Origin of the sequence: Actinoallomurus sp. NPDC050550, assembly GCF_040655075.1 — a bacterium.
Taxonomy (GTDB): domain Bacteria; phylum Actinomycetota; class Actinomycetes; order Streptosporangiales; family Streptosporangiaceae; genus Actinoallomurus.
Map to the genome: position 1 here is coordinate 1 of NZ_JBFAJC010000066.1, position 15041 is coordinate 15041.

18 protein-coding genes and 1 pseudogene are annotated in these 15041 nt (G+C 70.1%); 8 read left to right on the top strand and 11 right to left on the bottom strand.

What is annotated here, in order from left to right; all coding sequences use genetic code 11:
* The first annotated feature begins 297 nt into the window (after positions 1-297).
* On the top strand, positions 298-477 hold the full coding sequence (locus AB0I04_RS47460) for an alcohol dehydrogenase catalytic domain-containing protein (RefSeq protein ID WP_360900762.1): 180 nt from the start codon (positions 298-300) through the stop codon (positions 475-477).
* A 23-nt stretch (positions 478-500) separates the two neighbouring features.
* On the top strand, positions 501-800 hold the full coding sequence (locus AB0I04_RS47465; protein ID WP_360900917.1) for a zinc-binding dehydrogenase: 300 nt from the start codon (positions 501-503) through the stop codon (positions 798-800).
* A 67-nt stretch (positions 801-867) separates the two neighbouring features.
* On the opposite strand, the gene AB0I04_RS47470 is transcribed toward AB0I04_RS47465, so the two are convergent.
* Both AB0I04_RS47470 and AB0I04_RS47475 read right to left on the bottom strand, forming a co-directional pair.
* On the bottom strand, positions 868-1287 hold the full coding sequence (locus AB0I04_RS47470; protein WP_360900765.1) for a hypothetical protein: 420 nt from the start codon (positions 1285-1287) through the stop codon (positions 868-870).
* 72 nt (positions 1288-1359) lie between these two features.
* Positions 1360-1989 carry a TetR family transcriptional regulator gene (locus AB0I04_RS47475; RefSeq protein ID WP_360900768.1) on the bottom strand — a complete coding sequence of 210 codons (630 nt, stop codon included), beginning with the start codon at positions 1987-1989 and terminating at the stop codon, positions 1360-1362.
* A gap of 156 nt (positions 1990-2145) precedes the next feature.
* Between AB0I04_RS47475 and AB0I04_RS47480 the strand changes: the two genes are divergently transcribed.
* Positions 2146-3693 (top strand): MFS transporter, encoded by a 1548-nt coding sequence (locus tag AB0I04_RS47480; RefSeq protein ID WP_360900771.1) that lies wholly within the window; start codon positions 2146-2148, stop codon positions 3691-3693.
* 24 nt (positions 3694-3717) lie between these two features.
* Here the strand turns inward: AB0I04_RS47480 and AB0I04_RS47485 are convergent, their stop codons facing one another.
* From AB0I04_RS47485 to AB0I04_RS47500, 4 genes are all read right to left on the bottom strand, one after another.
* Positions 3718-4836 carry an ImmA/IrrE family metallo-endopeptidase gene (locus tag AB0I04_RS47485; protein WP_360900774.1) on the bottom strand — a complete coding sequence of 373 codons (1119 nt, stop codon included), beginning with the start codon at positions 4834-4836 and terminating at the stop codon, positions 3718-3720.
* A complete protein-coding gene (locus AB0I04_RS47490; protein WP_360900777.1) occupies positions 4836-5552 on the bottom strand; it encodes a hypothetical protein in 717 nt (238 codons plus the stop codon). The genes AB0I04_RS47485 and AB0I04_RS47490 overlap by 1 nt, the downstream gene beginning before the upstream one ends.
* 117 nt (positions 5553-5669) lie before the next feature.
* On the bottom strand, positions 5670-6527 hold the full coding sequence (locus AB0I04_RS47495; protein WP_360900780.1) for a hypothetical protein: 858 nt from the start codon (positions 6525-6527) through the stop codon (positions 5670-5672).
* A gap of 60 nt (positions 6528-6587) precedes the next feature.
* A complete protein-coding gene (locus AB0I04_RS47500; protein ID WP_360900783.1) occupies positions 6588-6983 on the bottom strand; it encodes a peptidase inhibitor family I36 protein in 396 nt (131 codons plus the stop codon).
* Between the two features lie 143 nt (positions 6984-7126).
* Here AB0I04_RS47500 and AB0I04_RS47505 point away from each other — a divergent pair.
* A pseudogene (locus AB0I04_RS47505) lies at positions 7127-7240 on the top strand (IS5/IS1182 family transposase); the annotation flags it as partial.
* Here AB0I04_RS47505 and AB0I04_RS47510 read toward each other — a convergent pair.
* A complete protein-coding gene (locus AB0I04_RS47510) occupies positions 7232-7861 on the bottom strand; it encodes a nucleotidyltransferase family protein (protein WP_360900786.1) in 630 nt (209 codons plus the stop codon). The pseudogene AB0I04_RS47505 and the gene AB0I04_RS47510 sit on opposite strands and share 9 nt — an antisense overlap.
* Positions 7862-8173: 312 nt before the next feature.
* Here AB0I04_RS47510 and AB0I04_RS47515 point away from each other — a divergent pair, with 312 nt between their 5' ends.
* On the top strand, positions 8174-8452 hold the full coding sequence (locus AB0I04_RS47515; RefSeq protein ID WP_360900789.1) for a hypothetical protein: 279 nt from the start codon (positions 8174-8176) through the stop codon (positions 8450-8452).
* Between the two features lie 78 nt (positions 8453-8530).
* Here AB0I04_RS47515 and AB0I04_RS47520 read toward each other — a convergent pair whose 3' ends face one another.
* From AB0I04_RS47520 to AB0I04_RS47535, 4 genes are all read right to left on the bottom strand, one after another.
* The gene (locus AB0I04_RS47520; protein ID WP_360900792.1) at positions 8531-8983 is read right to left on the bottom strand and encodes an SRPBCC family protein; all 453 of its coding nucleotides are present in this window, start codon (positions 8981-8983) and stop codon (positions 8531-8533) included.
* Between the two features lie 68 nt (positions 8984-9051).
* Entirely contained in the window at positions 9052-10407 is a 1356-nt protein-coding gene (locus tag AB0I04_RS47525) for a carotenoid oxygenase family protein (protein ID WP_360900795.1), read from the bottom strand.
* Between the two features lie 26 nt (positions 10408-10433).
* Positions 10434-11852 (bottom strand): MFS transporter, encoded by a 1419-nt coding sequence (locus AB0I04_RS47530; RefSeq protein ID WP_360900799.1) that lies wholly within the window; start codon positions 11850-11852, stop codon positions 10434-10436.
* Positions 11853-11937: 85 nt separating this feature from the next.
* Positions 11938-12513, bottom strand: coding sequence for a TetR/AcrR family transcriptional regulator (locus tag AB0I04_RS47535; protein ID WP_360900802.1), 576 nt, complete (start codon positions 12511-12513; stop codon positions 11938-11940).
* 154 nt (positions 12514-12667) lie between these two features.
* On the opposite strand from AB0I04_RS47535, the gene AB0I04_RS47540 reads away from it, so the two are divergent.
* From AB0I04_RS47540 to AB0I04_RS47550, 3 genes are read left to right on the top strand one after another with little or no spacing between them, the layout of a single operon-like run.
* Positions 12668-13072, top strand: a complete 405-nt coding sequence (locus AB0I04_RS47540; protein ID WP_360900806.1) for a GntR family transcriptional regulator — start codon at positions 12668-12670, stop codon at positions 13070-13072.
* Positions 13069-13977, top strand: a complete 909-nt coding sequence (locus tag AB0I04_RS47545) for an ABC transporter ATP-binding protein (RefSeq protein WP_360900809.1) — start codon at positions 13069-13071, stop codon at positions 13975-13977. The genes AB0I04_RS47540 and AB0I04_RS47545 overlap by 4 nt, the downstream gene beginning before the upstream one ends.
* Positions 13977-14978 (top strand): hypothetical protein, encoded by a 1002-nt coding sequence (locus AB0I04_RS47550; RefSeq protein WP_360900812.1) that lies wholly within the window; start codon positions 13977-13979, stop codon positions 14976-14978. Before AB0I04_RS47545 ends, AB0I04_RS47550 begins: the two co-directional genes overlap by 1 nt.
* Positions 14979-15041: the final 63 nt, after the last annotated feature.

The following is a 15041-nucleotide window of genomic DNA, read 5'->3' on the forward strand; positions in this document are numbered from 1 at the left end:
GTTGCGCACGCGGACCGGAACGCTTCCCGCGTTCTCGCCTCCAGGGGCCAGAACGCGTGGGATGCGGGGCGGACGTCACACGTCCCGGCCACCAGCCCACGAAGGCTGATGGCCAAGACGCGGCAGACCACCTCACCGCCAGTGAGGCCCTAGCCGCAAGCTCGGTCCCTTTGAGGACCGAGAAGCTGACCAGTGCCTTCCTCCTGCCTGGGCGCCTTTGATGGGTGGCGGCCACCTCTCCCGACCCCGTGAGGACCCCGGGGGACAAAGAGGGCCACGATCAAAGGAGCAATCTTCATGCGTGTCCACGCCTGCGCCGCACCGGCCGCCGACGAGCTGCTGGCCCCGACGATCATCGAACGGCGTGACGTCGGCCCGAACGACGTCCTCATCGAGATCAAGTACGCCGGCATCTGCCACTCCGACATCCACACCGTCAACGGCGACTGGGGGGACTCGCCGGCCGCTTCGATCTGATCGTCAATACCGTCAGTGCCCGCATCGACGTCGACGCCTACCTCGGCCTGCTCGCCGTCGACGGCACCTTGGTCAACGTCGGCGCCCCCGCCGAGCCGCTGAGCCTCAACGTGTTCTCCCTCCTCACCGGTCGACGCTCCTACGCCGGATCGATGATCGGTGGCATCGCCGAGACACAGGAGATGCTGGACTTCTGTGCCGAGCACCGCATCGGCGCCGACATCGAGCTGATCTCAGCGGACCAGATCAACGAGGCCTACGAGCGTGTCCTGGCATCCGACGTCCGCTACCGGTTCGTCATCGACACCACGACCATCGGCTGACGCGCGGCACAACCGAACAGCGCGCTGTTGACCCGACGCCGTCGCATGTCGGACGTTGAGCCGTCGGTCAGCAGTAGGGCCCGAGGGCCTTCTTGACCTTGGCCGGCGCCGACTTCATTTCCGGCCCGTCGCACAGGCCATCGGTCCCGTACGTGACCAGGTGCCACCGGCCGCCGCGCAGCCGGAGCACCGTCCAGTTCGGGTCGGTCAGCCCGCGGACGTTCTTCATGTGCGCGGCCGCCCAGCCGCCGTCGCACACGATCCGGCCGTCCACCCGGAAATCCGTCGCGCCACTGGCGGCCAGCTCCTTGACGAAGTCCGACGCCGACGCGCAGGTGTCGGACGGCGACGGCGACGGCGACGGCGACGGCGCGGCGGACGACTTGGTCGGGGCCGGCGAGGCGGCTTGATGGTGGTCGGTCTGAGAGCTGCACGCCGCGGCGCCGACCGTGCAAACGATCACCATGAGGAACAACGGCCGGAACACTGAGCCCCCTGGGCGTCGACGGTCCAGATGCCAGAGCCGACCGTACGGCATTCCTGATCAAAACGGGCCTCGTTACAGCGGGAGGCCCGTCTCCAAGAAGGCGAGCGCCTCGTCCAGGGCGGTGGCCAGATCCAGCTCCGGGTCCTCGGCCCAGCGGAGCATCAGGTCGAGCATGACGCCGAACACCGCCCCGGTGAAGACGCGTACGCGAGGGTCATCCGGGTCGCGGCCGATCCGTTTGGCCACCAAATCGGCCACGGTCATCATCGTGGCGGTGAAGTTGCCCAGGCCCGCTCCCCGCAGCGCGGGGACCGACAGCATCAGCGCCGTGCGTTCGCGGCCCTCGGCGAGCTCCTCGGGTGAGAGATCGTTGAGCGTCGAGCGGAGCGCCCCGCGCAGGGCCTGGACGACGCTCAGCTCGGGCGGTTGGGCCTCGAACGCCGCGTAGACGAGCGGGTCATAGGCGTCCGAGATGACGAGGTCCTCCTTGGTGGGGAAGTAGCGGAAGACCGTGCTGGGGGCCACCTCGGCGGCTTCGGCGACCTGCTCGACGGTGGTCGCGTCGTAGCCGTTCTCGGTGAACAGCCGCAGCGCCTCGCGCTGGATCGCGGCCCGTGTCCTGGCCTTCTTCCGCGCCCGCAGCCCGCCGGCCGTACGGGCTGGCTCGTGGGATCGCCGGCCCTCCTCGGGTGACGACGTCATCGGCCACCTCCGGCTGTCTCCCCGCATCCCCGTCCCACGACCGAGACCTCGCCAGGAGCTTACACATCGTCTAGTGAGAGTGGGCTCGTAGTTGACAGTAGCTATCTTTTCGGTGTCAACTCTCATAAAGGTTCTCAATGGGAGGTGGCGATCGCGATGAGCAGGCTCGGTGACCGGAGATGGTGGGCGATCGGAGCCCTGGCCCTCACCGGCATGGTCGTGGGGCTCGACACGACGGTGCTGAACATCGCCCTGCCCACGCTCGCCACCGAACTGCGGGCCTCCACCAGCGCGCTGCAGTGGATGGCCGACGCGTACAACCTGGTGCTGGCCGCGTTCATGCTGCCCGCCGGGCTGCTGGGCGACCGCTACGGCCGCAAGCGGATGGTGCTCGCCGCGCTGGTCGTCTTCAGCGCCGCCTCCGTGCTGTGCGCGTACGCCGGTTCGCCCGGTGTGCTGATCATCGGTCGCGGCGCGCTCGGCCTCGGCGGGGCCTTCCTGATCCCGCTGACCATCTCCGTGGTGCGGGTGCTGTTCGATGAGCACGAGCGGCCACGGGCGCTCGCCGTCGCGATGGCCGCCCAGGGCGTCAGCTTCCCGCTCGGTCCGATCGTCGGCGGCCGGCTGCTGTACGACTTCTGGTGGGGATCGGTGTTCCTGATCAACGTGCCGGTCTGCGTGGCGGCCTTCATCGGCGTCGCGCTGCTACTGCCCGAGTCACGCGAAGCCGATCCGCGACCGGCGGACCTTCCCGGGATCGTGCTGTCCGCGCTGGCGTTGAGCGGCCTGACGTACGGCTGTATCGAGGCGGGAGAGAAGGGCTGGGGCTCACCGGCGTCGTGGTCGCCGATCGTCGCCGGCGTGGTCATCGGCCTGCTCTTCGTCCGGTGGGAGGGCAGGACCGTGCATCCGCTCATCGACCTGGAGGTGTTCCGGTCCCGTGCCTTCAACTGGGGCGTACTGATGGCGACCGTGATGTCGTTCACCATGTTCGGCGCGCTGTTCGCCATGCCGCAGTACTTCCAGGCGGTGACGGGGACCGAAGCCCAGGGCAGCGGCATCCGCCTGCTGCCGATCGTCGTGGGTCTGCTGGCCGGTGCGGGTCCGGCCGACCGGCTCGTCAAACGCTTCGGATCGAACGTGACCGTCGCCTTCGGCCTCGTACTGCTGGCCGCCGGGATGGTCGCCGGGACCGCGACCGATGTCGACTCCGGCTACCTTCTGAGCGGCGCCTGGCTCACGGTCGCCGGGCTGGGAATGGGGCTGGTGTTCCCCGCCGCGATGGACTCCGCGCTGGCCGCGTTGTCGGCGGAGCGCAGCGGCATCGGCAGCTCACTGATCCAGGCGCTGCGTCAGGTCGGCGCGACCATCGGCGTGGCGGTGCTCGGCACCATCCTGAGCGCCGGTTACCGGGGCCGCGTCGACACCGCAGGCCTCCCCGCCCCGCTCGGCGCCACCGTACGGAAGAACGTGCAGGCCGGCGTCGCCGTTGCGCGCGACCTCAGGTCGGCGGCGCTTTTGCACTCGGTGCGGGACGCCTTCGTGCACGGCCTCGTCCTGATGCTCGCCGTCAGCGCGGGCATCGCCGCCGTCGGCGCGATCCTGGCGTTGATCTTCATGCCGGGCCGGCAGCGGAGACGCTCGGCCGGCCGACCGCGGGAAGTGACCGCCGCGGCACCAGGAGGCCCAGGTCCGCACGAGTGACTCCGGCCCGGTCGGCCGGCGCCGTCATCCCACCGCGGGCAGGCCGCGGCTCGGGACGAGGAGGTCGAGGTCGGCGTGGGTGACGCCCGCGCGGTCGGCCAGCAGGTCACGGCCGGTGCCGGAGTCGGCGACGAGCTCGACGGCCCGGGTGAGCATGGTGGGACGCTCCAGCGGCCTGGCGGGGCCGGGCTCCTGCCGTCGCCAGCCGCGCGCGCTCATCATGCTCATGGCGTTCCGGTAGGTGTTCTCCTTCATGATGCCGAGCGTGCGCGCGCGGTAGAGCAGCGCCGCCATGCTGACGCCCCAGGTCGACTTGAGCTCGGCGAGGTGCGCCCAGTCGGCCGTGGCGGGAAGCCGGTCCGCGATGGCCGCCTCGGGCATGAGGAACTCGGCCGCGAACCGGTGGGCCTGATCCTCAATGATCTTGCTGCCCGGTTCGGCGTCGGCGTGCATGACCAGATGGCCGAGCTCATGAGCGCCGTCGAAGCGATTGCGCCAGTAGTCGCCCTTGGCCGGGTTGAACAGCACCATGGGCCGCGGATGCGCGCCGATGCTGAACGCGTCGACGCGCTCGGTCGACGGGGGCAGGACCAGCACGATCACGCCGTGCTTCTCCAGCAGCCGTACGAGGTGCGGGATGGGGCCCGTGTCGCCGACCATCGCCTCGCGCGCCAGCCGCGCGGCCTCCACCGGGCCGGACCCGGCGATCTCTTCGGGGGACACCGGTCGCTCGGGCAGCTCGGCCCGGGGCAGCTCGACCAGCTCTTCGAGAGCGGTGACGATGTCGGCCGCGATCCGGCCGTACGCGAGTGCCTGGTCGCGTTCGATCTGGGTCGTGGACCGCAGCGACCGGAAGTGCGCGGTGTCCAGCGACGCGGCGGCGCGCCCGGCGTGGAAGAACTCCACGGGCACCCCCAGCGCGAACGCCAAACGCGACAGCGTCTTCTCCGACGGCCGGTGCACCCCGGCCTCGTACTGGCCGATCGCGGTCGGGGTGGTGCCGACGGCCTGGGCGAGCTGGTTCTTGCGCATGCCGCGCAGACGCCGCGCCAGGGTCAGCCGGTCGGCGTCGAAGAGCAGCCGTGCCTCGGCGAGCCGCCGAGCGGTGTGCTCCGAACGCTCGAAGGTGGTGTGGTCGTTCACTATGCCGTTTCAGTACTCGCGTCTCCGCCGACCGCGCGCCGCGGGTGCAGTCGCACGGGAACGTCGGCCTCGTCGTCGGTCCACAGGGGCAGCGTGGACTGGACGGGCGCATGGCGCGGGTCGGCGCCGAGGGTGTCGTCGGTCAGCTGCCGGAGCCAGTGCCACGCCGGGCCGCCGTCGGCGTTCAGCCGGGGACGGCCGACGAACAGCTCCATCTCCAGCGGCTCCTCGGTGGCGCTGTGCGCCAGGACGAGCGTCACCACGTCGTCCATCTCGCGTACGGCGCCGACGCCGAGGTCGAGCGTCAGCTGTGGGTCGTCGGGGAACTCCTGCCGCGCGACCGCCTGCTTGGTGAAGCTGTCCCGGTCCCAGCGGATCGCCCGCGCCGCCCCGAACCGGTGCCGCTTGAGCAGGATCCGATAGCGGCCGTAGCGCCAGCCCGGCGAACCGTTCAGATCGTGACGCGTCACCATCGCCGCGAGCGGATCCTCGTCGGCCTCGGCGGGGTCCGGGGCGAAGTCGCCCACGCGGAAGACGCGGTCGAGCTGGGTCTCCAACACGTCGAAGGCGCCGGTGCCGAACGATCGCTCCTTGAACCCGGCGGCCCGGCTCATCGCCCCGAAGACGGCGAGCGTCGCCTCCGTGTGCGCCTCACGCAGCGCGTGCAGGAAACCGGCCTTGAGCAGTGTGCCCCACGCTTCCCGATCCTCCGACATGCGAAGGACTATAGATGTTCCCAGCGCCCCCCGCGCGAAAATGAAGTCCCCGGCGCGTCGGCCGGCTGACCTGTGCGATCAGCCGGCGTGAGGCCATCGCCCGCGACTCGCGCTGGGTCAGCCGCGAGCGATGACCCGACGGGCGGCTGCCAACTGCCGGTCCTTATTGGCCTTCAGCGCCTGGAAGTCCTTCGCGTGGGCACGAATGGCCGCGCTCTGGATGCGCTGCTCCACGGCCGCCCAGGTGGCCACGAGACCGGTCTTCGCTTTGCACCGCACGTCGGCCTGAGCCGCGCGGATCTCCTGCGGGGAGGGCTTGTCCGTCGACCACCGGTCGTCGGTGATGGCCGCGAGCGGGTCCGCGTAGTGGAAACCCGCGCCCGCCATGCACCCACTCCAGGAACGGAAGACCTGGACCACCTGTCCGTCATGTTGAGAATCGTCGAAGGTCTTGAAGATGAGCTGATTGAACAGGGAGTCGTCGACCTTCGGGGTCCCCGCCGACAGGCGGTCCTGCGCTTTCTGCGAGCACCCCTTCTCGGCGTCCCGGGCCTTCGGCGACAGCCCTTTGTCCTGTGCGTTCGTCCGGTCCTTGTACGCGACCACGGACGGGCCGTCGGGCGGCACGTGATAGCCGAAGAGGTCGGCGATCCGCGGCTCGATGACGCCGTAGCGGCGGCGGTTCGGCGGCTCGCTGTCGGCCTCGACGGGAAGCGGCGGCACCTCCACCGTCATGCCCTGGCCGCGCATACAGTCACGTACGAGGAGGGCCTCGGCGGACTCCACGGTCATCGTATCGGCCGGGGAAAAAGCGTAGACGTCGAACGGCACCGTGAGCCGCCGCGCTTCCACGCCCGGCTCCGGGACCGCGGTGATGTTCGGCCGCTCCGGTGATGCCGCCGTCTTCGGCGTCGCGCATCCCACGGCCGTCGTAAGAAGAAGCGCCAGAGTCGCGCTCCATCGGCGGACCGACATGCTGAGCTTTCTATGACCGGGGTGGGGTGAGGCGGCCGCTGCCGCCTCACCCCACCGGTGTCACGACTTGATGGAGGACACCCTGTCGTTCATGTTCACGCCGAACTTGTTGTACTGCAGGTCCTTGTCCTTGCTGTACGGCTTCGCCTCGTAGCCGTATGCGCCGGCGCAGTTCTTCTTGTCGTAGAGCCGCACCTTCCAGCGGGAGCCGTTATCCATCGAGCTCGCCTTGTTGTCGATTTTCTTGGGGAGGCTTTTTATGCAGCCCTTCCCCAGGTGGCCGGTGGACCAGGTCGCTCCATGGAGGCTCATGGCCTTGTAATCGCCCAGGCAGAAGTACCCCTGCATGCACACCCAGTAGTCGCGACCTTTGGCCTGAGCGGCTGTGGCCGGCACGATCAGACCAGCGGTGGTGAGCGACAAGGCGCTGACGGTGAGAGCGAGCGCGCGTTTCATGCGCGTTCCTTTCGTTCGGGGCAGAATCGCGGTGAGGCTGCTCGCGATCATCTAAGTGCACCGCCCACCACCGCCAGAGCCGTCAGCCTCATTTCGATGCCCGCGGGTTAGGCCGCAGGTCCCGGCGACAAAGCAACGGCCATCATCAGTTCAAACGACTCCGTGTCCGCTATGAATCTTGCGCCGACCTCCACCAGGGCCTGCTGGAACTCGCGTCCTGCATCGTCTGTCTCCGCCGACTCCGCGCATCAGGATGAGGACTTCTTTGACGTGGTGGGCGCAGATGGCCAGTCCAGTACGGTCAGCTCCGGCCACTGCCGCCGCCAGCGGTCCGACTTGGTCTCGTAGACCGCCCGCGGGGCGAGCACCGGATTGGGGCGCACGACAAGGTTGAACACGTCGGAGAGCCCGTGCGGTGCGTAGACGCGCCACCGGCCCTCCGTTTCCAAGCGCACCCCCAGGCAGCAGGTGGTCGCCGCGAAGCAGTCGATAGCCGACTCCGTGGACCTGTGCGGAGGGCATGCGACGCCGAACTTCTGCTCGTACCAAAGATGGACGCGGGCCTCGTTGCGGATCTCAACCTCGACTGGCAGGTCGGCGAAGACCTCCTTGCCTGCTGTGATCACTGCGTCCTCTGCCTCCCATGACAGGTCGCCGTCATCGAAGTAGAAGACGTCGTAGTCCTTGATTCCGCTGGTGGGGGGCCTGTCCGTGACCACGTTCCACACGGTCTGGAACAAGCACCCCGCCGTCACGTACCAGCCGGGCAATGCCAGGGATGCCGTCCCGCGCAGCACCTCCAGCAGCATCTCGTTTCGGGAGAGGGCGGACTTCAAAGCGGCTAGCTGCTCGTCCAGCGGGAGGTGACCGATCACCATCCATGCCTACCACCCAACACACCAACCGCCTGCGGAACTCCCATCGGAAACCTCCATGCCTGCATGCCTTGTGAGGCCGCCGCCGGATGGAAAGCTCAATTGTTGCTCAACTATCAAGGTCCGCGATGGCGAGAACCTAAGATCACCATTTGACCGGGGCATATCGGGGGCACTGCAACGACTTCTGGTCGGCAGCCCGTAATGGAGGACCGATCCATGAATGCACTTCCTGAGCCCGAGAACCACCTACCGCCCGCTGCGCGAGATCATTTCGAACGTCTGGCAGCCGAACTCCGCGCCTGCGGTTTCACAGTGACCGTGACTCCGCCCGCTCTCATGGTCCGCAATCCCGGTGCCGACGCGACGCCCACCACGGTCGGCAACGGCCTGGTCCAGGAGGTCCGCCTGCGCGGGGACGCCGGACGGCTGGTCTGGTGCTGGGTCTGGCCCGGCCTGCGACCCGCCAGACGCGACGACCCGATACCCCCACCGGAGATCGAGCCGATCGGCCCGGCCGAGGACATCGCCGAGACCGCCCGCCTCATCGCCAAGGTCATCCGGATCGACGACCCGACAGTGACGCCGCGATGACCCTGCTCACGCCGTCGTGCTGACGCACTGCGGTCCGACCGTTGTGCATTGCATCGAACACTCCGATGGCGGGGGACATCAGGCGGACCTCCGAGCCGAGCCGACGGCGGCGGTGCGGAGGTGGCCGAGCCAGGCGACGAGCGAGGCGTCGAGGGCGGCCTGCATCGCGTCGACGTTCGCGCGTATCGGCTCGCCGTCCCAGGACTCCTCAGTCTGCACGAGGACACCGCCGGGTCGCTCGGTGAAGGTCCAGACGTGCACGCCCGTGATGCCGCCGGACGGGCCGCCCCACACGATGCGGTGCGGGGCGTCGACCTCCTGCACGGTCGACCGGATGTCGAGGCCGTGCGTCCGCCAGTCGAACGTCATGCCGGCCTCGAGAGGGCCGTCGGCGGTGACCGACTCGATGTCGGGGTTCCAGGCCGGCCAGTCGCCGATGCCGGTCTGCAGTTCCCAGACCGTCCGCAGCGGGGCGTCGATGAGGGTCTCGTGCCGGGAGATGACGGGCGCGGTGGTGTCGATTCCAGCCATGGGATGAACCTTTCCGAGGTGAAGGAGGCTGGCCGCCCGGCCGATATCCGGGCGGCCCGTACGGCGGGTCAGGCGAGGTCGGTGTCGGGGATCCAGGAGCCGTGGATGCCGCCGGGTACGCGGCGGGGCAGTTCGACGACCGCGATGGGGTCGCGGCTCAGGTCGGTCGCGTCGATGACGAGGAGTTCGGAGGTGTCGCGGACGATGTCGCTGGTGATGGTCAGCAGGTAGCCGTGGTCCTCGGCGGTGCCGCCCTCGGCCGGGACGAACACCGCCTCGCCGGGGAGCACGCCGGGGCCGACCGGCATCAGTTGCCGCGCACCGGTCGCGGAGTCGTACTTGGCCAGCGCGTACTCGTCCAGGCCCGCGCCGGGGAAGGCGACCGCGTAGCCGTACCGGTTGGGGCGGCCGAGCCGCTCGTCGTTGATGGTCGGGAACTCGGTGGTCAGGTCGTCGACGGTCTCCTCGGTCGCCTTTCCGGTGGCCGGGTCGAGCGTCCAGCGCGTCCCGATCGCGCCGGTGAGCGGCGTGGAGGGGTGGCCGGGCGCGCCGATCCACCACTTCCAGCTGGTCTCCCAGTCCGCGCGGTCGTAGCGGGGGCCCTCGACCGTGATGCGTCCCTGGGCGTCCTCGGAGGCGTTGGTGACGTGCAGCAGCGCGCCGGGTTCGACGTCGTACCAGGTCGTACGGGCGGGGCCGGTGCGGGGCATGACGCCGATCCGCGGGGCGTAGGCGTCGCTCCAGCGGTACGGGATGCCGGAGTGCTCGGCGGGATTGAAGACGACGGACAGGTCGAGCCAGACGACGTGGTTCTCGGTGATGGCGAAGTCGTGCATCAGGGACGGGCCGGCACCGTCGACGATCTCGGAACGGATCAGCTCGCCGTCGGCGGACGCGACGTAGTAGATCAGGTGCGGCGGGAACGGCGAGTAGGCGAAGAAGTGCAGTTCGCCCGTTACCGGGTCCTCCTTCGGGTGCGCGGTCATCGCCGTGGTGAGCTTCCCGCCGAAGTCGTACGCGCCGACGGTGTCGAGTTCGGGGGTGACCTCGAACGGCAGGTTGGCCTCCTGGAGGGCCAGGAGCCGGCCGGCGTGCTCGATGATGTGGGTGCCGGCCACGCTGGCGGTGAGGTCGATCGAGCCGTCCTCCCGCATGAGCGGCGCGTCGTGCTCGAACGCCGGGGTGCGCACCCAGCGGTTGCGGTACCACTCGGCCCGCCCGTCGCGCAGCCGCAGACCGTGGATCATCCCGCTGCCGCGGAACCAGTGCGTCGGGGTGACGCCGGGCCTGGGGTTGTGGCCGTTGCGGAAGTAGCGGCCCGAAAGCTCCGGCGGCAGGGTGCCGCGGACGCGCAGCGCGGTCGCGGTGTGCTCGTCGGCGACGGGGGCGTAGTGGCCGTTGATGTACGGCTTGGGGAGGGACATGATGGCTTCCCTTTCGTGAGGTGCGGTCAGCGCTGTGCCGACGCGTTGTGGAGGGTGGTCTGAGAGAGGAGGGCGGCCAGCGCCGCGATCAGCGCTGCTCCGAGGAAGGCCGCGCGGTGCCCGGCGGCGAGGGCGTGCGGCGTCGAGGCGTGCGCGGCGACCTGGTCCGTACGGGTGGTGGCGACGGCGGTGAGGATCGCCAGGCCGAGGGCGCCGCCGATCTGCCGGGTGGTGTTGACCAGGCCGCCGGCCAGTCCGGCGTCCCGGCCGGTGACCCCGTCGGTGGAGGCGGCGGTCAGTTCGACGAAGGCCGTGCCGAGCCCGGCGCCGATCAGCGCGGACGGGCCGAGGATGCCGGTCACGAAGCCCGCGTCGGCCCCTGCCAGGGCGAGCCAGGCCAGCCCGGCGGTCAGGAGGACGAGGCCGGTGACCAGAGTCGCCCTGCGGCCGTACCGCCGGGCCGGCCGCGGGGCCAGCGCGGAGGCGAGCGTGATGGCGGCGGCCATCGGCAGCTGGGTCAGCCCGGCCAGGAGGGGGCTGTAGCCGAGGACCTGCTGCTGGTAGAGGGGGAGGTAGTAGAACAGCCCGACCCACACGGCGCCCAGCAGGATCATCACCAGGTTCGCCCGGCCGACCGCGCGCAGGATCCGCGGCGGGATGAGCGGGTCGGGGGACCGCCGCTCGATCCACCAGAAGGCACCGAGCAGTACCACTCCGGCGGTCAGCGCGCCGACGATGGCGGGGCTGGTCCCGCCGGACCGCCCGCCCGTCGCCAGTCCGTACGTCAGGGCGACGAGGGCGGCGGTGACGGTCGCCGTCCCCGGCAGGTCGATCCGGGCTCGGGTGGAGGGCGCGGCGTCCGGCGGGACCAGCCGCGGTACGGCGGCGAGCACCGCGAGCGCCACGGGCAGGGTGGCGATGAAGACGGCCGGCCACCCGGAGACCTGGGTGAGCACGCCGCTGAGCAGGACGCCGGCGGCGCCGCCGGCCCCGGAGACCGCGCCCCAGACCCCGAGGGCGGTTCCCCGGGCCGAGCCCTGGTACATCACCAGCAGGAGGGACAGCGCGGCCGGTGCCAGGAGCGCCGCGCCGACACCCTGCGCGGCCCGGGCCGCGATCAGCGTGGCGGCTGAGGGGGCGAGCCCGGCGGCGAGGGTGGCCAGGGCGAAGACGGTGAGGCCGGTGAGCAGGACCCGCCGCCGGCCGAACAGGTCGGCCGCGCGACCGCCGGGCAGCAGCAGCGCGCCGAACGCCAGCAGGTACGCGTTGACCACCCAGGACAGGGCGGCGGGCGACATGCCGAGGCCGGAGCGGATCGCGGGCAGCGCGACGTTGACGATCGAGGTGCTCAGCACGACGAGGAACTGCGCCGTGGCCAGGACGGCGAGGGGACCGACGCCGACCCGGGAGGCGGGGGCCCGCGTCGCCGGGCTACTGGTGTCCATCGATAACTCCTTCTATGAGTGGTCAATCACTCACTCTTTAGGCCGAAAAGAAGGCCGCTCGGCGCGAGCGGCCGTGGGCCGGGCGTCATTCCGCCGGGTAGTGGCGCAGCCCCAGCGCGAGCGTGCGCGCCCAGGGCGCGTCGATGTCCTCCGCCTCCATCGCCACCACCGCGTTGCACAGGAACCCGCGCGCGAAGAACTCCTGGATCTGCTCTTCCGTCGCGCCGGAGGCGGCCCGGACGTACTCCACCTGCCGGGCGTAGAGCGACTGGACCGCGTCGCGGATGGCCGGCTCACTCGCGGCGCAGTTGGCCTGCATCACCACCATGAGCAGGCCCCTGTCGGCGATCAGCCGAGCGTACGCCTCTGCCATCGAGGCCAGCACCGCCGGCGGCTCGCCGCTCCCCGCCCGCGCCGCGCCGTCGGCGAGGCACTCGCGGATCCGCTGCGCGCAGTGGTCGACGACCGCGACGAACAACGCCTCCTTGTCCGGGAACAGGCGGTAGAGGTAGGCCTGGGAGATCCCGGCGTGCTTGGCGACCTCGGTGGTCGTCGTCCCGTAGTAGCCGCGCGCCGCGAAGGCGTCGATCGCGGTCCGCATGACCGTCGCGCGGCGCTCCTCGGCGGTCGACAGGGTCCGGCGGCTGCTCTTGGTCGTCATGTGAGTAATAAACCACTCACACATTTACCCGTCAAGTCGCCGGGAGTGCCGATGTTGACAACCGCCGCCAATCCCCTTTAATTCATTAACTATGGATGTAGATAAAGATGCCTCGCCGTCGCCGATCGAGTTCCGGCTCGATCCCGGTTCAGGCGTGCCGACCTATCTCCAGCTCGTGCAGCAGGTGGAGCAGGCGCTGCGGCTGGGGTACCTGCGGCAGGGGGACCAGCTGCCGAGGGTCAAGGACGTCGTCGCGGGGTTGGCCATCAACCCGAACACGGTGTTGAAGGCCTACCGGGAGCTGGAGCACCGTGGCCTGGTGGCCGGACGGCGGGGACTCGGCACGTTCGTCGAGGGCACTCTGGACCGGGTGGGCCTGCGCGAACAGGCGGCGCTACAGAAGAGCATGCTGGCCTGGATGCGCACGGCGAGCGAGGCCGGCCTGGACGAGGCGGGTATGAGCGCCCTGTTCACGGCCGCATTGCACGAACTGCGGCAGAGCCGTGACGGCCGACCGGACGAGGACGGCGGCAGCGGACGCGCAGGGGTGGTCGCGTGAGCGCCGCGATCGAGGCGTCCGGGCTCGGTAAGCGCTACGGACGTACGTGGGCGTTGCGGGACTGCTCGCTGACGATCCCGGCGGGGCACGTGGTCGGGCTGGTCGGCCCGAACGGCGCGGGCAAGACGACGCTGCTGAGCCTGGCCGTCGGACTGGCCACGCCGACGGCGGGGCAGGTGCGGGTGGCGGGTGGCAGGACGGCGGGATCGGCCGCCGCGCTGGATGCGGTCGCCTTCGTCGCCCAGGAGGCGGCGCTCTACCGCAACCTGTCGGTCGCGGACATGCTGCGGGTGGGGCGCAGCCTGAACCGGCGATGGGATACCGGGCGCGCCCAGAGCCGCCTGGCCGAGCTGGGCGTTCCGCTGACGAAGAAGGTCGGCGCGCTGTCGGGCGGCCAGCGGTCTCAGGTGGCGCTCACCCTCGCTCTCGCCAAATGCCCGGAGCTGCTGATCCTGGACGAGCCGTTGGCCGCCCTGGATCCGGTGGCGCGGCATGACTTCATGTCGGCGTTGCTGGCGGCCGTGTCGGAGGACGGCGTCTCGGTGGTGTTCTCCTCCCATGTCGTCGCGGAGCTGGAGCGGGTCTGCGACTACGTGGTCGTCGTGCACGGCGGGCGGATCCAGGTGTCCGGTGAGGTCGAGGAGCTGGTGGCCGGGCATCACGTCCTGACCGGCCCGACCGAGCATGCCGACGCCGTCAGCCGGCGCTTCCCGGTCGTACGGGACCGGCGCGCCTTCGCGCAGGCTCACCTGCTGGTCCGCGCCCCGGATCCGGCCGCCGCGCCGCCTGGCTGGCAGCACCACTCGATCGGCCTGGAGGAACTGTTGCTGGCCTACATGCGCGAGCCGTCGGCCTCGGTGCTCCCCGGCCCGAAACCCGCACCCGACAAACAGATCGCCTGCTGATGACGACGACATCCCCGTCCCGCGCACTGCCCCGGTTCGGCCTCGCGTGGGTGACCTGGCGCCAGCACCGGTTCGCCTGCTACATCCTGCTGGGGATGCTGGCCGGCTTCGCCGTGCTGATGGTGGCCGGCGGCCTGCAGGCCCGCTCCGCCTACGACCAACTCGGGCTGGGCCGGTGCGCCTCCTTCGCCGGCGACCGCTGCCAACACCTCCGCATGGAGCTGTTCGACTGGTACCCGCAGCAATTTCCATTCTTGTTCCTCCTGCTGCTTCCCGCGGCCTTCGGCGCGATCACCGGGGGGCCGCTGATCGCGCGGGAGCTGGAGACGGGCACCTACCGGTTCGCCTGGACCCAGGGGGCCGGGCGGACCCGCTGGCTGCTGACCAAGCTGTTCCTGATCGCCGTCATGCTGGCCGCGGTGGCGGAGGCCTACGGCGCCCTGTACACCTGGTACAACGCTCCCCTGGACCACGTCATGCACTTCGGGTTCGGCGATTACCTCCGCTTCGAGCTCGAGGGAATCGTCTTCCCGGTCCAGACGCTGCTGGCGTTCACGGCCGGGGTGTTCGCCGGCCTGCTGACCCGCCGCACCCTGGTCGCGGTCGGTGCGGTCTTCCTCGGCATGTCCGGCCTTGTCCTGGCGCTCGTTTTCAAGCTTCGCCGGTACTACATGACACCACTCGTCACGGCCGGCCGAACCGGCCCCCGTGACTGGGTGGTCGGCAGGGCGTACGTGGATCCGAACGGGCACCTGCTCGACACCGGCAACAGCCACATCCTGTTCACGAAGTATCTGGCGCAGCTTCCATCGTCGAGCGACGGAACCTCTTCGGTCTCGTACCGAGACTGGCTGCTGGCCCGGCACTACACCATCGTGACGAGCTACCACCCGGCCGGCCGGTTCTGGACGTTCCAGTTCATCGAGGCCGGCTGGATGGGCCTGCTCATCCTGCTGCTGGGCATCGCCACCGTCCGGCTGGTCCGCCGCCGGATCGGCTGACTCGACGCCCGTCCGCCGCATCCCGGATCGACGCGATGCGGCGTCCACACTCCCGCGCTCGTC